The 20947-nt window shown below is 67.9% G+C and carries 17 protein-coding genes and 1 riboswitch; of the genes, 8 read left to right on the plus strand and 9 right to left on the minus strand.

The features are described from left to right. The first annotated feature begins 2 nt into the window (after window positions 1-2). Window positions 3-2426, plus strand: coding sequence for a tetratricopeptide repeat protein (locus ACFXHA_RS19225; RefSeq protein WP_379358490.1), 2424 nt, complete (start codon window positions 3-5; stop codon window positions 2424-2426). 209 nt (window positions 2427-2635) lie between these two features. Here the strand turns inward: ACFXHA_RS19225 and ACFXHA_RS19230 are convergent, their stop codons facing one another. The 3 genes from ACFXHA_RS19230 to fgd form a co-directional block, all read right to left on the minus strand. Beyond that, a complete protein-coding gene (locus ACFXHA_RS19230) occupies window positions 2636-3832 on the minus strand; it encodes an acetate kinase (protein WP_379358492.1) in 1197 nt (398 codons plus the stop codon). Continuing rightward, window positions 3829-5910, minus strand: coding sequence for a phosphate acetyltransferase (gene pta / locus ACFXHA_RS19235; protein WP_379358494.1), 2082 nt, complete (start codon window positions 5908-5910; stop codon window positions 3829-3831). The genes ACFXHA_RS19230 and pta overlap by 4 nt, the downstream gene beginning before the upstream one ends. A 281-nt stretch (window positions 5911-6191) precedes the next feature. Further along, the gene (gene fgd, locus ACFXHA_RS19240; protein WP_379358496.1) at window positions 6192-7199 is read right to left on the minus strand and encodes a glucose-6-phosphate dehydrogenase (coenzyme-F420); all 1008 of its coding nucleotides are present in this window, start codon (window positions 7197-7199) and stop codon (window positions 6192-6194) included. 298 nt (window positions 7200-7497) lie between these two features. On the opposite strand from fgd, the gene ACFXHA_RS19245 reads away from it, so the two are divergent. After that, window positions 7498-8256: an HAD-IIA family hydrolase gene (locus ACFXHA_RS19245; RefSeq protein ID WP_379359575.1), complete on the plus strand. Its 759-nt coding sequence runs from the start codon at window positions 7498-7500 to the stop codon at window positions 8254-8256. 1 nt (window position 8257) lies between these two features. Here the strand turns inward: ACFXHA_RS19245 and ACFXHA_RS19250 are convergent, their stop codons facing one another. From ACFXHA_RS19250 to ACFXHA_RS19270, 5 genes are all read right to left on the minus strand, one after another. Beyond that, window positions 8258-8734: a MarR family winged helix-turn-helix transcriptional regulator gene (locus ACFXHA_RS19250; protein WP_379358498.1), complete on the minus strand. Its 477-nt coding sequence runs from the start codon at window positions 8732-8734 to the stop codon at window positions 8258-8260. Continuing rightward, window positions 8731-9375 (minus strand): DJ-1/PfpI family protein, encoded by a 645-nt coding sequence (locus tag ACFXHA_RS19255; protein WP_379358500.1) that lies wholly within the window; start codon window positions 9373-9375, stop codon window positions 8731-8733. The genes ACFXHA_RS19250 and ACFXHA_RS19255 overlap by 4 nt, the downstream gene beginning before the upstream one ends. Window positions 9376-9475: 100 nt before the next feature. Next, window positions 9476-10690, minus strand: a complete 1215-nt coding sequence (locus tag ACFXHA_RS19260) for an O-succinylhomoserine sulfhydrylase (protein WP_379358502.1) — start codon at window positions 10688-10690, stop codon at window positions 9476-9478. Next, window positions 10687-11109: a rhodanese-like domain-containing protein gene (locus tag ACFXHA_RS19265; protein WP_379358504.1), complete on the minus strand. Its 423-nt coding sequence runs from the start codon at window positions 11107-11109 to the stop codon at window positions 10687-10689. The genes ACFXHA_RS19260 and ACFXHA_RS19265 overlap by 4 nt, the downstream gene beginning before the upstream one ends. Before the next feature lie 14 nt (window positions 11110-11123). Then, a riboswitch (SAM riboswitch) is annotated at window positions 11124-11239 on the minus strand. 62 nt (window positions 11240-11301) lie between these two features. After that, window positions 11302-11745 (minus strand): hypothetical protein, encoded by a 444-nt coding sequence (locus ACFXHA_RS19270; protein ID WP_379358506.1) that lies wholly within the window; start codon window positions 11743-11745, stop codon window positions 11302-11304. Window positions 11746-11967: 222 nt separating this feature from the next. Between ACFXHA_RS19270 and ACFXHA_RS19275 the strand changes: the two genes are divergently transcribed. From ACFXHA_RS19275 to ACFXHA_RS19285, 3 genes are all read left to right on the plus strand, one after another. Beyond that, on the plus strand, window positions 11968-13374 hold the full coding sequence (locus ACFXHA_RS19275; RefSeq protein ID WP_379358508.1) for an FAD-dependent oxidoreductase: 1407 nt from the start codon (window positions 11968-11970) through the stop codon (window positions 13372-13374). A gap of 109 nt (window positions 13375-13483) precedes the next feature. Then, window positions 13484-14353, plus strand: coding sequence for an amidohydrolase family protein (locus ACFXHA_RS19280; protein WP_379358510.1), 870 nt, complete (start codon window positions 13484-13486; stop codon window positions 14351-14353). Between the two features lie 108 nt (window positions 14354-14461). Further along, window positions 14462-15559 (plus strand): CaiB/BaiF CoA transferase family protein, encoded by a 1098-nt coding sequence (locus ACFXHA_RS19285; protein ID WP_379358512.1) that lies wholly within the window; start codon window positions 14462-14464, stop codon window positions 15557-15559. A gap of 69 nt (window positions 15560-15628) precedes the next feature. Here ACFXHA_RS19285 and ACFXHA_RS19290 read toward each other — a convergent pair whose 3' ends face one another. Further along, window positions 15629-16171 carry a YceI family protein gene (locus ACFXHA_RS19290; protein WP_379358514.1) on the minus strand — a complete coding sequence of 181 codons (543 nt, stop codon included), beginning with the start codon at window positions 16169-16171 and terminating at the stop codon, window positions 15629-15631. Window positions 16172-16272: 101 nt separating this feature from the next. Here ACFXHA_RS19290 and ACFXHA_RS19295 point away from each other — a divergent pair, with 101 nt between their 5' ends. The 3 genes from ACFXHA_RS19295 (at window position 16273) to ACFXHA_RS19305 (ending at window position 20947) form a co-directional block, all read left to right on the plus strand. Further along, window positions 16273-17094, plus strand: coding sequence for a helix-turn-helix domain-containing protein (locus ACFXHA_RS19295; protein WP_379358516.1), 822 nt, complete (start codon window positions 16273-16275; stop codon window positions 17092-17094). Window positions 17095-17159: 65 nt separating this feature from the next. Next, window positions 17160-19775 carry a LuxR C-terminal-related transcriptional regulator gene (locus ACFXHA_RS19300; protein ID WP_379358518.1) on the plus strand — a complete coding sequence of 872 codons (2616 nt, stop codon included), beginning with the start codon at window positions 17160-17162 and terminating at the stop codon, window positions 19773-19775. A 212-nt stretch (window positions 19776-19987) separates the two neighbouring features. Continuing rightward, complete coding sequence (locus ACFXHA_RS19305) at window positions 19988-20947, plus strand: hypothetical protein (RefSeq protein ID WP_379358520.1); 960 nt, start codon at window positions 19988-19990, stop codon at window positions 20945-20947.

The raw sequence follows: 20947 nt of genomic DNA on the forward strand, positions 1-20947 counted from the left end.
CGATGACCACACCGTCCGATCCGACCCCACCCGAACCCGCCGCCACGCAGGCCGTGCCGCGCCCCGAAGCGACGACCGGACCGCACTGGCCCGCACGGACCGAGGTCACGACGCGGGCCGAACCCTCCGGTGGCAGTGACGAATTCGAGCCCACCCAGGCGACACAGCGGCACGAAATCGTGCCGCAACCGCCGGAAGAACCCGCAGAGGCGATCGAACCGGTAGCGCCGCAGGGTGTTTCGTCCGGCGAACCGCGCACTCCCACCCGGCCGTCACAGCGGACCGCGCGCATGACCCGGCCGCGGCCGGTGGTGCGGCGGCTGGGGGCCGGTTTGGTGCCGATTCCCACGGTCGAACCGGTGGATCCGGAAGCGGCGGTGCTCGACGATCCGATGGTGGCCGAGGGCCGGCGATTCTGCTGGCGTTGCGGCAAACCGGTCGGACGGGCCACCCCGACCGCACCGTCCACGACCGCCGGCACCTGCGGGACCTGCGGCGCGCCTTACGATTTCCGGCCCTCACTGCATCCGGGCGAACGGGTGGCGGGGCAGTACGAGATCCAGGGCTGTATCGCGCACGGCGGGCTCGGCTGGATCTATCTGGCCATCGACCGCAATGTCAGCGACCGCTGGGTGGTGCTCAAGGGCCTGCTGCACGCCGGTGACGCCGAGGCCCAGGCGGTCGCGGTGGCCGAGCGGCAGTTCCTGGCCGAGGTCGCGCACCCGAGCATCGTGAAGATCCACAATTTCGTGGAGCACGCGAGCGCGGACGGCACGCCCATCGGGTTCATCGTGATGGAGTACGTGGGCGGGCATTCGCTGCGCGATCTGCTCGATCACTATGCGCCCGAACGGATGCCGGTGACGGTGGCCATCGCGTATCTGCTGGAGATCCTGCCGGCGCTGGACTATCTGCATTCGGTCGGGCTGGCCTACAACGATCTCAAGCCCGACAACATCATGATCACCACCGATCGGGTGGAGCTCATCGACATGGGCGCGGTCAGCCAGTTCGAGGCGTACGGAAACCTGTACGGCACCAGGGGATATCAGGCCCCGGAGATCGCGCACACCGGGCCGACGGTGGCCTCCGACATCTACACCGCCGGGCGCACCCTGGCCGTGCTCACGCTGCAACTGCCGATGGAACGCGGCGCGTACACCGACGGCATCCCCGACCCCAAGGACGAGCCGGTGCTGGCCCGGCACCAGTTCCTCTACCGGCTGCTGCTGCGCGCCACCCACCCGGATCCGGAGCGGCGCTTCGCCTCCGCGCGGCTGCTGGGCACCCAGCTCACCGGCGTGCTGCGCGAGATCCTGGCCGTCGAGACCGGGAATGAGCATCCGCAGCTGTCAACCCTGTTCAGCCCGCCGCGCACCAGTTTCGGCACCGGCGAACTGATCGCGCAGACCGACGGCATCATCGACGGTGTCGCGCGCGACACCCTGTTGCAGCCCGGCGACGTGGTGGCGGCACTGCCGGTGCCGACCATCGACTCCGGTGATCCGTCCGCGCCGCTGCTGGCCGGCGCGACGCACCCCGAGGCCCGGCACGCTCTCGACGAGTTGCGGCACGCCCGCCAGCGCGCCGCGGCCGAACCCGGCGGCGCGCCTGAGACCTTCGAGCTCGAGGTGACGCTGGCCGAGGCCCGTGCGCACCTGGATCTGAACGAGTCGGCCGCGGCCCGCATGCTGCTGGACCGGCTCGCCGACGAGCCGCAGCCTCCGGCCCCGGATTGGCGGATCGACTGGTATCTGGGCATGACCGAGCTGCTGGAACTGGAATACGAGCCGGCCTTCGCCCGCTTCAATTCCGTGCTGGAGGCGTTGCCCGGTGAGATCGCACCCAAGCTGGCGCTGGCCGCCACGGCGGAACTCATTCTGCAGCACTGGGATTCACCCGATCCCGAGGAATGGCGGGCCTACGCCGAGAACTACTACGCCACGGTATGGCGCACCGACCGGGGTGTGGTCAGCGCGGCCTTCGGGCTGGCGCGGCAACTGGCGGCGGCCGGGAACATCACCGCGGCCGTGCACGCGCTGGATCAGGTGCCGCCCGCCTCACGCCATTACGCCGAGGCCCGCATGACGGCCATTCTCATGCTGTTGACCTGCGCGCCCGCCGCGGACCTGGACGAGTCGACGCTGCAGGTGGCGGCGGCGCGGGTGCAGAATCTGCCGCCCGGGGAGGGGCGCGCGGCCCAGCTGCGGATCCTCACGCTGGGTATCGCGCTGGGCTGGGTGCAGGCCGGGAAGCGGCCGAAATCGCTGAGCTCCAAGCTGTTCGGATCGCCGTTCACCGAACGCGATCTGCGGCGCGGCATCGAGACCGGGCTGCGCGGGCTGGCCCGTTCGGCACCCGCGCGCACGCATCGCTACGCACTGGTCGACCTGGCCAACGCGGTGCGCGCCAAGTCTTGGTTCTAGGGAGACCGGAGGAGTCCCGTGTCGCCTGCGGTGATCTCGGGGGCAGCCTGAGAACGGCGGGATCGGCGAGGGAATTGACGATCCCTACCGCAGTTGTGCGTGGTGCGACACGGGTTCCGGTTGGTGGACCGGGGGAGGTTCCTAGGTCCGGGTTTCACAATGCCAATCGCATCGTGATGTTTTCGTGAAGGCCGTATACGAAAGGCGGTTCAGCCGACCAGTTCGGCCGAGGCGCGGGCGATGGCCAGCTCCTCGTTCGTCGGCACCACCAGCACGTCGATCGCGGAGTCGTCGGTCGAAATGCGGCGGGCCGAACGGTCTTTCGCGGTATTGCGGGCCGCGTCGATCTTGATGCCGTAGTTCTCGAGACCGGCCAGCGCGGCCGCGCGGACCTTGGCGTCGTTCTCGCCGACACCGGCGGTGAAGGTGATGGCGTCCACCTTGCCCAGGTCGATCAGGTAGGCGCCGATGTAGCGGCGGAGCCGGTGGATGTAGACATCGAACGCCAATGTGGCGGTGGGATGGCCGGTTTCGATGAGCTGGCCGAGTTCACGGAAATCGTTCACGCCGGAGATGCCCTTGATGCCGGAATGCCGGTTGAGCAGGGCGTCCACCTCGTCGACCCCCATGCCCGCGGTGCGGATCAGGTGGAAGATGATGCCCGGATCCAGATCCCCGGACCGGGTGCCCATGACCAGGCCCTCCAGCGGGGTCAGGCCCATGGTGGTGTCCACGGCCTTGCCCGCACGAACGGCCGAGGCCGACGCGCCGTTGCCGAGATGCAGCACGATCTGGTTCAGCTCGGAACGGTCCTTGCCGAGGAAGGCCGCGACCTGCGCGGAGACGTAATCGTGCGAGGTGCCGTGGAAGCCGTACTTGCGAATACCGTGCGCGGCAGCGGTTTCCGCGTCGATCGCGTAGGTCTTGGCCGCGTCCGGCAGCTCGTGGAAGAAGGCGGTGTCGAACACCGCGACCTGCGGCACCTCCGGCAGCAGCGCCCGCGCCGACTCGATACCGATGACATTCGGCGGATTGTGCAGCGGGGCCAGCGAAGACAGGTCGATGATCGCCTTGACCACGTCGTCGTCGATCAGCGTGGGCCGGTAGAAGACCTCGCCGCCGTGCACCACCCGGTGCCCGACCGCGCCCAGATCGGCGTGCGCGAGATCCTGGCCGGAGGCGGAGAACAGGTCGAACACCACGTGCAGACCGGCCGCGTGATCGGCGAGCGGGCCGCGGAACTCGAAAGTCTCACCGCCGCACTTGTGTTCGACGGTCACGACGTCGCTGTCGACGTCCTCGCCGATGCGTTGCACCACACCGGAGGCCGCCACCTCGGCCGACTCCGGATCCAGCAGCTGGTATTTGATGGACGAGGAACCGGAGTTGATCACCAGTACCTTCATTGCGCCTCCTGTTGGGCTTGAATGGCGGTGATGGCAACGGTGTTGACGATGTCCGCGACGAGAGCGCCGCGCGAGAGGTCGTTGACCGGCTTGCGCAGACCCTGCAGCACGGGCCCGATGGCCACGGCTCCGGCGCTGCGCTGCACCGCTTTATAGGTGTTGTTCCCGGTATTGAGGTCCGGGAAGATGAAGACCGTCGCCTGGCCGGCCACCTCGGAATTGGGCAGCTTGGTCTTGGCGACCGCCGGTTCGATGGCGGCGTCGTACTGAATCGGGCCCTCCACCAACAACTCCGGGGCACGTTCGTGCACCAGGTGGGTGGCGGCGCGGACCTTGTCCACATCCGCGCCGGAGCCGGATTCACCGGTCGAGTACGAAAGCATGGCGACCCGGGGGTCGATGCCGAACTGGGCGGCGGTGAGCGCGGACGACACCGCGATATCCGCCAGCTGCTCCTGGGTCGGATCCGGCACCACGGCGCAATCGCCGTACACCAGAACACGATCCGCGAGGCACATGAGGAAGACACTCGACACCGTGGACACGCCCGGCGTCGTCTTGATGATCTCGAACGAGGGCCGGATGGTGTGCGCGGTGGTGTGCGCGGCACCCGACACCATGCCGTCGGCGACCCCCATGTGCACCATCATGGTGCCGAAATACGAGATGTCGGCCATGAATTCGCGGGCGCGGTCCACCGTCATACCCTTGTGCGAGCGCAGCCGGGCGTATTCCTCGGCGAATTCGTCACGCAGCGGGCAGGTCTTGGGGTCGAGCACCTCGGCGGCGTCGATATCCACGCCGAGTTCGGCGGCACGACCGCGAATGGCGGCCTCCTCGCCGAGAATGGTCAGGTCGGCGATCTTGCGCTGCAGTACGCGGCCGGCGGCCCGCAGGATGCGGTCGTCGTCGCCCTCGGGCAGCACGATGCGCTTGCGGTCGTTGCGGGCGCGCTCGATGAGCTGGTACTCGAACATCTGCGGGGTGACGATGTTCGGGATCGGAACCTCGATCTGCCGCAGCAGTTCTCGCGGATCGACCCGCTCCTCCATCACCGCCAGCGCGGTGTCCACCTTGCGGATGCTGGAGAGCGAGACCCGGCCGCGGGTGAGTGCGGTGGCCTTGGCGGTCTCGAAGGTGCCGAGATCGGTGGACAGGATCGGCAGCTTGGGCTTGAGGCCCGCCATCAACCGGGCGATGGACGGCTCGGGCAGCATGCCGCCGTTCATGATGATGCCCGCCAGCGACGGGAAGCCTTCCGCCTCATGGGCGTTCACCAGGGCGAGCAGCACGTCGGAGCGGTCGCCGGGGGTGATCACGGCGACGCCGTCGGTGAGGCGTTCCAGAATGTGCTCGGCGGTCATGCCGCCGACGATCACGTCGAGGGCCTCGCGCTGCATGAGTTCCGGGTCGCCGCTGTAGAGTTCGCCGCCGATCGCGTCGCGCAGCTCCTCCATGGTCGGGGCCTGCAGCAGCGGCACCTCGGGCAGCGCCCAGGACGGTACGGCCGCAACCTTTTTCAGGACCTCGGCGTCGGCCTCGATCTGCTCGGGCTCGCAGCGGTTGGCGATGACGGCCACCAGCTTGGCGTGCTCGGCGTTCAGCTCGCCACGGCACAGCTCGACCAGTTGCCCCAATTCGTCGGAGGTGCGGCCGATTCCGCGCACCACCAGCAGCACGGGCGCGCCGAGGTTGACCGCGATGCGGGCGTTGTAGCGCAGTTCGGAGGGGCTGGCGACATCGGTGTAGTCGGAGCCGACGATGAGCACGGCATCGCACTGCTTGGCGACGGCGTGATAGCGCATCACGATCTCGCTGATCGCGGCGTCCGGATCCTCGTGCACCTGTTCGTAAGTGACGCCGACCGCCTGGTCGTAGTCGACATCGGACGTGGAGTGTTCGAGGAGGAGTTCGAGGATGTAGTCGCGTCCGTTCGCGGATCGGGTGATCGGCCGGAACACGCCCACGCGGGGGGTGGTCGCGGCGAGCGCTTGGAGGACACCGAGCGCCACCGTCGACTTGCCGGTGTCGCCCTCGGGGGACGCGATGTACACACTGGAAACCGGTGTGGCAGCCATGAGCGAAAGCCTACCGACCGTTATTGGCCGATTTCCGCGTCTACCCGGCAACACGTCAAGCGCGTTTGGTTATGCATATTCGCTATTGATTCGTCAAGACCCGTTCTACCGGCCGTTTCCCGCCGAGCTCATGCCTCGACCCGAGCGCGGGAGACTGCAATCACATGACATATGTCCCGCTCGAGGGCCGGTTTTCAGCGAACGGGCGGCACACGGGCAGCGGACTTCGCAAGGGCTGTCCGTCCCCGTGTGCCGCCCGTTCGGGTGTGATCTCCGACCCGTCAGAGGGCGCGCAGGCGCGGGGCCAGATCGCTCTTGAACAGGTCCAGGAAGCGGCGCTGGTCATGCCCCGGCGCGTGGAAGACCAGGTGGTTGAGGCCGGCGTCCAGGTACGGCTTGATCTGCTCGACGGCCTGGTCCGGATCGCTGGCCACGATCCAACGCTTGGCGATCTGCTCGATCGGCAGCGCGTCGGCCGCGGCCTCCATCTCGATCGGGTCGGTGATGGAGTGCTTCTGCTCGGCGGTCAGCGACAGCGGGGCCCAGAAGCGCGTGTTCTCCAGCGCCAGAACGGGATCGGTGTCGTAGGAGATCTTGATCTCGATCATCCGGTCGATATCGTCGACCGTGCGGCCGACCTTCGCCGCGCCCTCGGCGACCGCGGGCATCAGCTTCTCGGTGTAGAGGTCCATGCCCTTGCCCGAGGTGCAGATGAACCCGTCACCGGCGCGACCGGCGTAGCGGGCCACCAGCGGGCCACCAGCCGCGATGTAGACCGGGATGCCGTTCTTGGGCACGTCGTAGATGGAAGCGCCGACGGTCTTGTAGTACTGGCCTTCCCAGTCCACGCGCTCACCGGTCCACAGGGCCCGCATGAGATCCACGGATTCGCGCAGGCGCGCGAAACGTTCCTTGAACTCCGGCCATTCGCCGATGTAGCCGGTAGCGATCTCGTTGAGCGCCTCGCCCGAGCCCACGCCCAGCATGATCCGGTCCGGGTACAGGCAGCCCATGGTCGCGAAGGCCTGCGCGATGACCGCCGGGTTGTAGCGGAAGGTCGGGGTCAGCACCGAGGTGCCGAGCTGGATACGGCTGGTGCGCTCGCCCACCGCGGTCATCCAGGCCAGCGAGAACGGGGCGTGGCCGCCATTGTGCCGCCAGGGCTGGAAATGATCGGAGACGGTCGCGGAGTCGAGGCCGTGCGCCTCCGCCTCCACCGCGAGTTCCACCAGTTCGCGCGGGCCGAACTGTTCCGCGGACGCCTTGTAACCGAGCTTGAGGTCTTTCACCTGGGCACTCCTGTCGCCTTGCTGCGCTTGGGTTGTGCGGGCCAACCTCCCGCCGCCGCCCGCGACGTCGCGCGTCGCAAACGGACTTACCTCGCACCCTAGGTCCAGCGACGGGAGGCGGTGCGGCAGGGGTCACACCCAAGTCCTCGAACCCCGGGTCGGGGGACCGTATTCCTGGGATGAGACCGGTCGGGCAGTTAATCAGAGCAGGAATATATGAGCGTTCGGTCCGGGGATAGCGGAGAATGTGCACGTGACCAACTCGAGCGCAGAACCGATCCTCTCCTACCTGACCGACATGGACGGTGTCCTCGTACACGAGAATCACATGGTTCCCGGAGCCGACAAGTTCCTCGCCGAATTGCGCGACAACGACATTCCGTTCCTGGTCCTCACCAACAACTCGATCTACACCGCGCGCGACCTGCAGGCCCGGCTCAAGCACACCGGCCTCGAGATTCCGGTCGAGTCCATCTGGACCTCCGCGCTGGCGACCGCCACCTTCCTCAACGACCAGCGTCCCGGCGGCACCGCCTACGTGGTCGGCGAATCCGGCCTCACCACCGCGCTGCACGAAATCGGTTACATCCTCACCGATTCCGAACCGGACTACGTGGTGCTCGGCGAAACCCGCACCTACTCTTTCGAAGCCATCACCACCGCCATCCGGCTGGTCGCGGCGGGCGCGCGCTTCATCGCCACCAACCCGGACGCGACCGGACCCTCCCGCGAGGGCATCCTGCCCGCCACCGGCTCGGTCGCAGCCCTCATCACCCAGGCCACCGGCCGCAAGCCGTACTACGTCGGCAAGCCCAACCCGCTGATGATGCGGTCGGCGCTGCGCCGCATCGGCGCGCACTCGCTGTCCACCGTCATGATCGGCGACCGCATGGATACCGACGTCATCGCCGGTCTCGAGGCGGGCATGCGCACCATCCTGGTGACCACCGGCATCTCCACCCCGGCCCTGGTCGAGCAGTTCCCGTACCGCCCGACCACCATCCTGCCGTCGGTCGCGGCCCTGGTCGGCAAGACCAAGGACCCGTTCGCGCCGTAGTTCAGTCCGTCGTGTCGCCCTCGAGTGCGTCGAGGGCGGCCGACAGGGTCGTCAGCGCGTCCACGATCCGAGCCAATTTCTCCCGGCCCACCTGCGCGACAAGCCGTTTCGCGAAGGCCGCATGCTGCGGATCGATCTGCCGCACCGCGCCGTACCCCTCATCGGTGATCGCCACCAGCTTGGCGCGGCGATGCGCCGGATTCGGCCGATACTCGGCGAACCCCTTGTCCACCAGTAGATCCGCCACCCGTTGCACGCTCTGACGCGTGATGCCCATCTCGCGCGCGATACCCGCGACCGGCAGAGGCTCGCGGATCACCGCGCCCAGCACCTGCCACCAGGCCACGGTGATCCCGGCGGGCTTGGCCAATTCCTCGGCGACCGCAAGGAATTGGCCGTTCAACTTGAACGAGGTGACCGCCGCGGTGGCGAAGAGTTGCTGATCGGTGCGAGTCGGCTGCTCGTCGGCGCGAGTCACTGCGCGGCTGCCGCGCGCTGCTGTTCGTACTCGAACAGCTCGTAAAAGCCTGCCGGATCATTGTTTCCGTAGAGCTTGTACCAAGCCTCGAGCACGTGCGGCTCGAAGATGCCGAGCCGGGCGAAGATCGCGCGGGCGAAGTCGACGGGGCGGGTGCCGGTCGCGGTGATCAGATCACCGTCGGTCACCGCGGTCTCCGCTACGTAATGCTCGCCGCCCGAATATCCGCTCATGGACAGGTAACCCGGATCGTTGCTGGTGTGCGGACGCTCGTCGAACAGCCCTTCCTTGGCGAGTCCGAAGGTGGCCCCACAGATGGCGGCGACCGGGACGCCGGCGGTCAGGAATTCTCGCGCCTTGCCCGCGAAGATCGTGATCGGGCTGGCCGGATCGAATTCGGTCGCCAGTCCGGGCAGGATCAGCATCGCGCTGTCGGCGGGCTTCAGATCCGCGAGTGCGATATCGGGCACGATCCGCATGCCACCCATCGATGTGACCGGATCGGTGCTGATCCCAACGGTTTTCACCTGCCAGGTGCCGGGTTCCCGGTGCCAGAGTTCGCGATTGATGTGCGCGGTCGCATGCCCGACCTCCCAGTCCGAGAAGGTGTCGTAGACGGCCATGTGAACTGTTTTCATCATGACAGCATGCTGTCATATTTGACAGCATGCTGTCAATAACTTTGCCCCCGGAAACGACAAATGGCCGGAACCCGCTGGGTTCCGGCCATTTCGGTATTCGTCAGCTCAGGGCGTGGTCCAGGTCGCCCAGCAGGTCTTCGACATCTTCGAGGCCGATGGAGATGCGCACGACCCCGTCCGTGATGCCCACGGCCGCACGGCCTTCCGGACCCATCGCGCGATGCGTGGTGGTGGCCGGGTGGGTGATCAGGGTCTTGGCGTCACCGAGGTTGTTGGAGATATCGATGATGCGCAACCGGTTGAGCACCTCGAAAGCGCGCTTCTTGGCCTCGTTCTCGGGAGCCTTCAGCTCGAAGGTGATCACCGTGCCGCCGCCCGACATCTGCCGCTTGGCCAGCTCGTACTGCGGGTGCGAGGACAGGAAGGGGTACTTCACCCACGCCACGGCCGGGTGGTCCTCCAGGAACTGCGCGATCTTCAGCGCCGAATCCACCGACTGACGCAGCCGCAGCGGCATGGTCTCGAGGCCCTTGAGCAGCGTCCAGGCATTGAACGGGCTCAGCGCCGGACCGGTGTGGCGCATCAGGTTCTTGACCGGACCGTCGATGTAGTCCTGCGGTCCAAGGATCGCGCCGCCGAGCACCCGGCCCTGGCCGTCGATGTGCTTGGTGCCCGAGTAGACGGTGATGTCCGCGCCCAGATCGAAACCGCGCTGCAACAGCGGGGTGGCGAAAACGTTGTCCAGCACCACCTTCGCGCCCGCCGCGTGCGCGAGATCGGAGACCGCGCGCACATCGGTGAGGGTCTGCATCGGATTCGAAGGGGTCTCGAAGAAGACGGCCGTGGTCGGCACCGACAGCGCCTGCTCCCACTGGTCCAGATCCTCACCGTCGACGAAGACGGTCTCCACGCCCCAGCGCGGCAGGATCTCGTTGGCCACCACGAAGCAGGAGCCGAACAGGCTGCGCGCCGCGACCAGGCGGTCGCCGGCGGCCACCAGCGCGCCCAGCGCGGTGAACACCGCGGACATGCCCGAGGCGGTCGCGAAACAGGCTTCCGCGCCGTCGATCAGGCGCAGCCGCTCCTCGAACATGGCGACCGTCGGGTTGCCGTAGCGGGAGTAGACGAAGTGCTCGATATCGCCGGTGAAGGACGCTTCCGCGGCCTCGGCGCTCTCGTAGACGAAACCCGAATTGAGGAACAGCGCCTCGGAGGTCTCGTCGAAGCCGGAACGCCGGGTGCCGCCGCGCACGGCCTGCGTGGCCGGGCCGACGCCCTCGGGGAGCGGCTTTTCGAAGGAACCGCCGGTGATCATGACTGCCTCCACGGGAGTCCGTCGGCGCGCCAGCCGGTGCTGCCGCGATGACCCTGGCCGTCCAGTGCACCCTCGAACCCGTCGACCACATTGAAGGACGGGGAGATGCCGACGGTGGTGGCCGCGGTGGCCGCGCCGATGGAGCGCTGGCCCGAGCGGCAGATGAACAGCACCGGGGCGTCCGAATCCTGCGGGCGCGCCGCAAGAGCCTGCCGCAACTGGTCCACGAACCGCGCATTGGGCGCGCCGGTGGCGTCCACCCATTCGATCAGCGCGGTCGGCCGGCCGATGCCATTGGTGTCGGGCACCCCGACGAAACGCCACTCCGCTTCGGTGCGGACATCCACCAGCACCGCATCCGGATTGTCGCGCAACAACTCCCACGCCTGCTTCGGCGTGATGTCACCCGCGTAGTTCACCTGTACCTCCTGTGAATCCGCACTTGCCGCACCGCTGCTCGGTGCGTGGCCAGGTCGTCACCCGGAGCACCCCACCGCGGAGGAGGGTTGCCGATCAGCGAGCCGGGGCTTGACGCTGATACTCATGACCTGGGATGAGAGTGCCGAAAAACCGGCACTCGTGTCAAACGGTTCGCCGGACTTCGGACCTTGTCACGAACTGCAGACCAACCAGCGGGAATTCTCTTTGGTGAAGTGCCAGGTGGAGGTGGTCTGGGCGCCACCGGCGCTGAAACTGACCTGCGCCGTGGCCTTGTCGCCGTCGATGACGGGGTCCTTCAGCGCGTCGAAGCTGATCGGGCCGCCGGTCTCGACGGCAATCTTGAGCGGCGAGTTGTTCTCGTCGAATCCCTTGCAGGCCAAGCTCGGTTCGTACTTGCCGTTGTCGCTGCGGTACTTGATGAAGTTGCCCGCGGGTGCGGAAAGCCGATCGGTATCTGTGACATTCTTCTCAACCGGCGAGACCAGGGTGGCGATCACGATGCCCAGGATCACGAACGCGATGAGACCGGCCGCGACCAGGAATGGCCACATGCTCCGCGTCTCGTTCTGATCGAACTGGACCGGATCCTCGACTGTCTCCTCCGCGTCGCTCATGGGTAGATCATGCCTGGTCGGTGCGAGGGACCTCGAATGCCATCGCATAGAATCAGCAGAATTTCCCGCCCGAGGCGCGGGAATAGCAGGACAACGCAGCAACGCTGCAGCGTCGGGGGCCGATGATGGCACCTGAAGTCCGGGCGTCAACTTAGCCTAAGCTAAGAACGACGGCTAAGTTTTGACGGCAAGTTGGTTTCGACCCAAAGGGTGCGCGGAAAAATGACCGAACAGAGTGCAGCGACCCGCCCGCTACGCATTGCGATCGTGGGCGCAGGACCGGCCGGTATCTATGCCGCCGATGCCTTGATGAAGTCCGACGCACCCACCGGGTTCGACGGGGTCAGCATCGACCTCTACGAGCGCATGCCCGCGCCCTTCGGTCTCATCCGCTACGGCGTCGCCCCCGATCACCCGCGCATCAAGGGCATCATCACCGCGCTGCACAAGGTCCTCGACAAGGACCAGGTCCGTCTGCTCGGCAATATCGACTACGGCGTCGACATCACCCTCGAGGACCTGCGGCAGTTCTACGACGCGGTCATCTTCTCCACCGGCGCCAATGCCGACCGCGCCCTGGAGGTTCCGGGCATCGACCTCGACGGCTCCTTCGGCGCCGCGGACTTCGTGTCCTGGTACGACGGACACCCGGACGTGCCGCGCACCTGGCCGCTGGACGCGCAGAAGGTCGCCGTGCTCGGCGTCGGCAACGTCGCCCTGGACGTGGCGCGCGTGCTGGCCAAGACCGGTGACGAACTGCTGCCGACCGAGATCCCGCCGAACGTCTACGAGGGCCTGCTGGCCAACCAGGCGCTGGAAGTGCACGTCTTCGGTCGCCGCGGTCCCGCCCAGGCCAAGTTCACCCCCCTGGAACTGCGCGAACTCGACCACTCGCCGACCATCGAGGTCATCGTCGATCCTGAGGACATCGACTACGACGAGGGCTCCGAAGCCGCGCGCCGCCACTCCAAGCAGGTCGACATGATCTGCAATACGTTGGAGCAGTGGGCCATTCGCGATGTCGGCAACCGCCCGCACAAGCTGTTCCTGCACTTCTTCGAGAACCCCTCGGAGATCCTCGGCGCGGACGGCAAGGTTGTGGGCCTGCGCACCGAGCGCACCCAGCTCGACGGCACCGGAAACTGCAAGGGCACCGGCGAATTCAAGGACTGGGACATCCAGGCCGTGTATCGCGCGGTCGGCTACCTGTCGCAGAACATCCCGGCCCTGCCCTTCGACGACCAGGCCGGCACCGTCCCCAACGAGGCCGGCCGCGTGCTGGTCGACGAGGACGCGGACGGCGCTGATCGCTACGCGCCCGCAACCTATGTGACCGGCTGGATCAAGCGCGGCCCGGTCGGCCTCATCGGCCACACCAAGGGCGACGCCAACGAGACCATCGCCTGCCTGCTCGACGACGCCGCCAACTTCGTCCCGGCCCCGCGCCCCGAGCGCGACGCGGTCACCGACTTCCTCGAGGCCAAGGGCATCCCGTTCACCACCTGGGCCGGCTGGTACCGCCTCGACGCACACGAGCGCGCCCTCGGCGAGCCGCAGGGCCGCGAGCGCGTCAAGGTCGTCGAGCGCGACGAGATGCTCGCCGCCTCCGAGCCCGACAAGATTTCCTGACCCGTCAGGATTTTCGGATCAGCGCTGGACAGGACGCCCTGACCAGCGCCAATCCGCTTGCCGGACAAGGTTGTCCACACATGTCACCGTTCTGAGGCATGCTGATCAAGTGTTCGATGCCCATCTCCACATCTTCGATCCGCGGTTCCCGCTGGTCGAGAACGAGGGCTACCTGCCCGACCCGTACACCATCGCCGACTATCGCAAGCGCATGTCCCGCTTCGATATCGACGGTGGTGCCGTGGTCAGCGGATCCTTCCAGGGCACCGATCAGAGCTATCTACTCGAGGCCCTCGACGCTCTCGGCGAGGGCTGGGTGGGCGTCACCATGCTGCCCGTCGACGCCTCCGACCAGCAGATCATCGATCTGAACCGGGCCGGGGTCCGGGCCATCCGGTTCAACCTCAAGCGCGCGGGCGGCGACATCGTCGGACTCACCATGCTGGCCTTGCGAGCCTATGAACTGGCCGGATGGCATGTGGAGCTCTACATCGACGGGTCCATGCTGGGCTCGCTGGAACCGGTCATCACCAAACTGCCCAAGCTGTCCATCGATCATCTCGGCATGTCCGACGACTGCCTGCCGTACCTGCTCAACCTGGTCGACCGGGGGGCGAAGGTGAAGGCGTCCGGCTTCGGGCGGGTGTCGATGAATGTGGGCTCCGCACTGCGCAAGATCCACACGGTGAATCCGGACGCGCTGATGTTCGGGACCGATCTGCCGGGGACCCGCGCCGACCGGGCGTTCCGCGACACCGACATCTCCGTGATCGCCGACGCGGTGGGTTCCGACCTGCACAAGGTGCTGGAAGACAATGCCCGCGCCTTCTACGGGCTGCCCGCCAAGGAACGCACCCTCGACGACCCGGAGACCGTGCGCATGGCGGCGGGTGAACTGCCGACCCTGCGGTTGCCGCGCTCGGCGCTGCCGAAGCTGCCTCCCCCGGACACGCTCCCGCTGCCGATCATCGACAACTGAGTGATCCCGCCCACCCTGCCGGCACCCAGCCGCCTCGCGTTATTGTCGTAGCGTCAACACCGGTTCGTGGACCGGTGCACAGGATTCGACGATGAACCGAGGTAGGGCGTGAGCACTCCATCCACCGCCAAGCAGGGCCCGCTCGCGGGCGTCCGGGTTGTTGAACTGGCCGGCATCGGCCCCGGTCCGCACGCGGCACTGCTGCTCGCCGACCTCGGCGCGGACGTGGTGCGGGTGCAGCGGCCCGGCGGCTTCCCCGGCTTCATGGAGCGCCCGCAGTGGCGTGGCCGCACCATCGTCGAGGCCAATCTCAAGGATCCGGCCGATATCGAGAAGGTGCTCGGGCTCATAGAGAAGGCCGACGTGCTCATCGAGGGCTTCCGGCCCGGCGTCACCGAGCGCATGGGACTGGGCCCGGACACTGCCCTGGAACGCAATCCGCGCCTGGTCTACGGCCGCATGACCGGCTGGGGGCAGGACGGCCCGATGGCCGACCGCGCCGGGCACGACATCAACTACATCTCGCTGACCGGTGTGCTCAATGCCATCGGCCGCAAGGGCGAACGCCCGGTGCCGCCGCTGAACATGGTCGGCGACTTCGGTGGCGGCTCCATGTTCCTGGTCTTCGGCATTCTCGCCGCCCTGGTGGAGCGGCAGAACTCCGGCAAGGGCCAGGTCATCGACTCGGCCATGATCGATGGCGCGCTTGCCCTCTCGCACATGATCTGGGGCATGAAGGGCATGGGCCTGTGGTCGGACGAGCGGGGCACCAACCTGCTCGACACCGGCATGGCCTTCTACGACACCTACGAGACCTCCGACGGCAAGTACATGGCCGTGGGTTGCATCGAACCGCAGTTCTACGCGGAACTGCTTGCCGGGCTGGAGATCTCGCCGGAGGGGCTGCCGAATCAGCTCGACCCGGCGGGTCAGGACCAGCTGCGCAAGCTGTTCACCGAGAAGTTCAAGACCAAGACCCGCGACGAATGGTGGGCGATCTTCGAGCACACCGACGCCTGCACCACCCCGGTGCTGACTTTCACCGAGGCGGAACAGAATCCGCACATCCAGGCCCGCACCGGCCTGGTCGAGATCGACGGTGTCGTGCAGCATGCCCCGGCCCCGCGCTTCTCGCGCACCCCGGCGGCCGTGCCGACCCCGCCGCCGAACGCGGGCACCCCGATCGAAACCGTCTGGGCGGACTGAACTTCCCCCGGACAGCCGAGCGCCCCCTGTGGATTCCACAGGGGGCGTTGACTTTCCGAAGAGGATGGCTCAGGCGCCGGGGGCGACCAGCTGGATGTCGAGCTCGATGGCGATCTTGTCGCTCAGCATGGCGTTCGGCATGCCGGGGGCGACACCGAAGTCACTGCGCTTGATGGAACCCGACGCGGTGAAACCGGCGTGCTCCTTGTTGTCCTGCGGGAAGACCTGCACGCCGCCCCACTCGACGTCGAGGGTGACCGGCTTGGTGATGCCGCCGATGGTGGCCTCGCCGGTGACCTCGAACTCGGAGGTCAGCGCGACCGCCTCCGGGACGCGGAAGGTCAGGTGCGGGCGGTTGGCGACATCGAGGATGTCGGCGCTGCGGACGTGGCCGTCGCGCATCTCGTTGCCGGTGTCGAAGGAGTCGAAGTAGATGGTGGCCTCGATGGCCGCCTCGCCGGCGTCGTTCACGACGAAGCCGGTCTCGAAGCGGTTGAAGCGGCCGCGGACCTTGGAGATGCCCAGGTGCTTCACGGTGAAGTTGACCGAGGAGTGGTTGGCGTCGAGGGTCCAGGCGCCGGGGGCGAGGGTGGTCTGCTCGGAAGTCGTCATGCCTTGAGATTAAGTGGACTGCGGTCCGCTTATCCAGGCCGTGGTTATCCGGGGACTGGCAGGGCGGGGATAACGGAACCAGGACCAGGCACTATGGAGAGGTGTCCCGTACCGAATTCGCCGAGTTCCTGATCGCGCGCCGCGCCGCGCTGCAACCCGAAGACGTCGGGCTGCCGTCCGGTCGGCGGCGTCGCACGCCCGGATTGCGCCGCGAAGAGGTCGCCGCACTCGCCGGCGTCAGCGCAGACTACCTGGCCCGGCTCGAGCAGGGACGCGACAGCAACCCCTCGATGGCCGTGCTGGCCGCCATCGCGGATGCCTTGCGGCTCAACGAGATCGAGAAGCACCACTTCGGCAAGCTGGCCCTCGGCCTGGAACAGAAGGCCAAGTGCCCGTCGGCCGGACAGGCCGGCGAACAGGTCTCCGAGACCATTCAGGCGGTCGTCGACGCACTGCAGCCGACGCCGGCGTTCGTGCTCGGCCGTTGGCTCAACCTGCTGCACGGCAACCCCTCGTTCCGCGACTTCGCCGAGCCGCTCGGCATGTTCGAGGAGGAGGCGCACGGCAACTTCGCGATCTATGTCTTCGCTCACCCGACCGCCCGCAAGGTGTTCCTGAACTGGGACGCGGTCGCCGATATGGCCGCCACGGCGCTGCGCGCGGCCGCCACTCGCTTCCCGGACGACCAGGCGGTGCAGGCCGTCGTCACCGTACTGACCCGGCATCCGGAGTTCGAGCAACGCTGGCGCGAACACCGGCTCACCGACTTCCGGACCCTCGTACTGAAGATCCAGCACCCGCTGCGGGGCGAGGTCGAGGTCGAGGTGGAGACCCTCGATCCGGCCGCCGATCAGACCGTCGCCATCTGGCTGGTCGACCGCCGACAGGCCCGCACCCCCGGATTACGGCTGGTCAACGAATAAAAACCGCAGGTGCCAGGCCCTTCGTAAACCCTGCTCGGGCAGCTCGGGCGCACTACAGTTGACCCATGGCTCGGAATTGGCCGATGGTCGAACGGGAGAGCGAACTCGAATCGATCAGGGCGGCGCTCACCGGCGACGACCTCGTCGGAGCGGTTCTCACCGGTGACGCGGGGGTCGGCAAAACCACCTTGGCGCGGCAGGCCACCGCCGCCGTCGGGGGAAACATTCGATGGGTCGCGGGGACCGAATCCGCCCGGAGCATTCCGCTCGGCGTCTTCGCGCACATGGTGGGGGTGTACACCGCCCACGATCCGGTGACCTTCATGGCCGCGGCGCGCGAGGCGCTGCTCGCCGACGGGCACACCATCATCGGGGTGGACGACGCGCATCTGCTCGATCAGCTCTCGGCCACCCTGCTGCTGCAGCTGGCCATCGACCGGGCTGCCCACATCGTGTGCACGGTACGCAGCGGGGTGCAGGTGCCCGACGCCGTGACCTCCCTGTGGAAGGACGGGCACCTGCTGCGCCTCGACCTGAAACCGTTCACGCAAAGGCAGAGCGTGGAATTGGTGGAATCGATGCTGGGCGGGCAGCTCGAAGGCTTCACCGCCAACCTGATGTGGGAATCCTCCGGCGGCAACGCGCTTTTCCTGCGACACCTGGTCGAGGGCGCGTTGGAGGCGGGGACGCTGCGGCAGGTCAACGGCGTGTGGCAGTTGCGCGGGCGCGCGGCGGTCACCTCGGAATTGGCTGCGCTGCTGGAGGATCGGGTGGAGCAGCTACCCGATTCGGTGCTGCGGGTGCTGGAACTGCTCACCTTCTGCGAGCCCATCGACCTGGACGTGCTGTCGGAGATCGCGGGCGAGGAAGCGGTCGAATCCGCCGAAACCCGTGGACTCATCCGGATTGTCGAGAACAGCCATCAGCTGCTGGTGCGCTACAACCATCCGTTGTTCGGCGAGGTGATCCGGCGGCGGCTGGGGATCGCGTCGGCACGGCGACTGCGCGGGCGACTGTACTCGGCGCTGAAGGACCGGCCCATCAATTCCTCGTACGAGCGCATCCGACTGGCCGAATTGGCCTTGGACAGTGACAAATCCGCGGATCTGGAACTGTTCGAGGCGGCGGCGGCCGATGCCATCGCGCTGGCGAATCTCCCGCTGGGAGAACGGTTCGCGCGCGCGGCCGTGGAACGGCGCGGTGGAGTCGAGGCGGCGGATCTGCTGGCGCGGGCGCTGCTGTGGCAGGGGCATCGCATCGAAGCGGAGCGCACCCTGGCCGGATTCGATCCGGACCAGATGAACGAGGTGCAGCTGGCCAACTGGGGCTGCACCCGGGTGTCGAACCTGTTGTGGTCCATGGGCGACGCCGACCGCGCCGATGCCGTGCTGGAATCGGTGCGCAGCCGGGTCAAGCACCCGAAAATCGTTGCGACACTGGACGGTGTGGCCTCGGCATGCGCGGTCAACGAGAACCGGATCGAGGAGGCGTTCACCCTCGCCGAACCGGTCATGTCGATGCCGGACGCGCCGCCCTGGGCGGTGTACTGGGCGGCCTTCGGCGGCGGGCTCGCCCTCGCGCTCATGGGTCGCGGTGACGCGGCTCGGCAGTACGCGGCCAGGGGCCACGCCATCGAATCGCATATCGACGGCCTGAACCGGTTCATGTTCGCGCACGCGGAAGTTCTGGCGCTCACCTTCACCGGCGAACTGGAGACCGCACGCCGCTGCGCCAATACGCCCTACCCGTTCTCCTCGCCCGGCCAATACCTCGCCTGGGGCATGGCCAAGATCCTGCAGGGCACCGTGGATGTGGCGCAGGGCCAATTCCCGCAGGGCATCGACAATCTCGAACAGGCCCTCGCCGCGCTCAGCACCGAGGGCGCGGCAGCCTGGATGTTCCCCGCGCAGCTGCGGCTGGCCGAGGCGTACGCGGCGATCGGGCGGCCCGCCGAGGCCGCGGAAGCCATTGCGGCGGCGACCTTCCGGGGCGGACGGCACAGCGCCGTCTACGGGACGCTGATGGAATTGGCGAAGGCCATGCAGGTCGCCGCCGAAGGCACCGCCACACCCGCCATCCGGCTCGCCATCGGGGCCGCCGATCTGGCCGCCCGCTCGCATCAGCACGCGGTCGAGGCAATGGCGCTCCATACCGCCGCCCGCTTCGGCGATCACACCGTGGCCGGACGGCTCGCGGATCTCGCCGCCCGCATCGACGGCCGCCTGGTCCAGGTGCAGGCCCGGCACGCCGTCGCGGTCGCGGCCCACGACGGTCCCGGATTGGATACCGCCGCAGCGGAATTCGAGGCGATCGGGGCGCTGCTCTCGGCGGCCGACGCGGCCGCGCAGGCGGCGTCGGCGCACGAGCGCGCCGGGGACCGGCGGCGACTGCTGGAATCCGCGGCCACCGCCAACCGGCTGGCCGCCGCCTGCGGTGGGGCCTCGACCCCGGCGCTGCGGCAGTCCGCGCAACCGCTGCCGCTCACCGCGCGGGAACGGGAGATCGCGAATCTCGTGGTGGCCGGGCTGTCGAATCGGCAGATCGCGGACCGGCTGACGGTGTCGGTGCGGACCGTGGAAGGGCATCTCTACCGGGCGTGCATCAAGCTCGATGTCACCGATCGGGAGGCGCTGGCCGAACTGATGCGCGGTGGGACATCTTCTGGCAAATCAGAAGCATGACCCCCGCCGGTTGCCATAGAAACCTTTCTACCTGCAAATTGTGCGATATGTCTCGCCGCCCACCGTCACGCTATCCAGGGAAAAGTTCGGACTAGAGCAAGCAACTCTCAATCAGTTAACATCCGGCACAGTGTGAGCCCGTCGAGGGTCACACGGGGGTCGAAACAATCTGATGAGGGTGGTGTTCTGGCGTGATCCGTCGGCATCGAGAAATGAATACCGGCGTGCTCCGCCACGCCATCCGTCCCGCCGTCGGCATCCTGCCCCTGGCCATCGCCATCGCCTGCGCCTCGGTCGCCCAGGCCACCCCGCAGCCCGGCGTGACAACCAGCCCCGGCCAGTCCGCACCCGCCGACTCGAACACACACCAGCCCGGCACCACCGCCACCCCGCCCGCCCCACAACCGGCCCAGCCCGCCCCGCAGGCCGATTACGTTGTGCCGCAGAACCACCGCCCGGTCCCGGCCGAAACCGAGCCCGCCCCCGCCGTCGACCTGCAGACGCTGCACCTGCCCGAGCCCGTCGAGCCGGTCACCCCCATCGCTCCCCCGCCGCGCACCCTGCGCATCGGCGACTTCATGACGCAGATCCCGGACGAGGTTCCCGACGACATTCTGAACCCGGTGAACGACGGTGCCGCCAACGTCGAGGCGGCCATCGCCACGGGCGGCCAGTCCATCGGCATCAACCCCAGCCGCTCCGACAAGATCGCTGCCGCCACCGCGGCGGGCGCGGTCGGCGGCGCCCTGGTCGGCGGCGTCACCGGCGCCGCGATCACCGGCATCCCCGCCGCCGTGGTGGGTGGCGTGGGTGGCGCGCTGATCGGCGCGGGTGTCGGCGCGGTGGTGGGAACCGTTGCGGCAGCGGGAGTTCCGCTGGCAGCCGCGGCCGGTGCCGCAGCGGTCGGCACGGTGGTCGGTGGCGCGGCGGGAGGCGTGGGCGCGGTCCCCGCCGCAATCGGCGCGGCAGCCACCACCTTCGCGGCCACCATGGTGCCCTTCGCCGTCGTGGCGGCGCCCGGTGGCGCCGCTGTCGGGGCGGCCGTGGGTGCCGCCGTCGGAGCCGCCGCCCTCGGCATCCCGGCGGCGCTGGCCGGTGGCGCGGTCGGTGGCGTCATCGGCGGTGTCCTCGGCGGCGCGGGTGCCGGCACCTGGGCGGCCGCGAACCTCTGA

The sequence above is a fragment of the Nocardia sp. NPDC059240 genome (genome assembly GCF_042753865.1).
Lineage (GTDB): Bacteria > Actinomycetota > Actinomycetes > Mycobacteriales > Mycobacteriaceae > Nocardia.

What these genes read in the sequence shown, in the direction of transcription:
- pta (WP_379358494.1), bottom strand. Translation starts at nt 5,910, where the DNA reads ATGGCTGCCACACCGGTTTCCAGTGTGTACATCGCGTCCCCCGAGGGC.
- ACFXHA_RS19260 (WP_379358502.1), bottom strand. Translation starts at nt 10,690, where the DNA reads ATGATCACCGGCGGTTCCTTCGAAAAGCCGCTCCCCGAGGGCGTCGGC.
- ACFXHA_RS19275 (WP_379358508.1), top strand. Translation starts at nt 11,968, where the DNA reads ATGACCGAACAGAGTGCAGCGACCCGCCCGCTACGCATTGCGATCGTG.
- ACFXHA_RS19245 (WP_379359575.1), top strand. Translation starts at nt 7,498, where the DNA reads ATGGACGGTGTCCTCGTACACGAGAATCACATGGTTCCCGGAGCCGAC.
- ACFXHA_RS19300 (WP_379358518.1), top strand. Translation starts at nt 17,160, where the DNA reads ATGGCTCGGAATTGGCCGATGGTCGAACGGGAGAGCGAACTCGAATCG.
- ACFXHA_RS19255 (WP_379358500.1), bottom strand. Translation starts at nt 9,375, where the DNA reads ATGATGAAAACAGTTCACATGGCCGTCTACGACACCTTCTCGGACTGG.
- ACFXHA_RS19225 (WP_379358490.1), top strand. Translation starts at nt 3, where the DNA reads ATGACCACACCGTCCGATCCGACCCCACCCGAACCCGCCGCCACGCAG.
- ACFXHA_RS19290 (WP_379358514.1), bottom strand. Translation starts at nt 16,171, where the DNA reads ATGACGACTTCCGAGCAGACCACCCTCGCCCCCGGCGCCTGGACCCTC.
- ACFXHA_RS19270 (WP_379358506.1), bottom strand. Translation starts at nt 11,745, where the DNA reads ATGAGCGACGCGGAGGAGACAGTCGAGGATCCGGTCCAGTTCGATCAG.
- ACFXHA_RS19230 (WP_379358492.1), bottom strand. Translation starts at nt 3,832, where the DNA reads ATGAAGGTACTGGTGATCAACTCCGGTTCCTCGTCCATCAAATACCAG.
- ACFXHA_RS19305 (WP_379358520.1), top strand. Translation starts at nt 19,988, where the DNA reads ATGAATACCGGCGTGCTCCGCCACGCCATCCGTCCCGCCGTCGGCATC.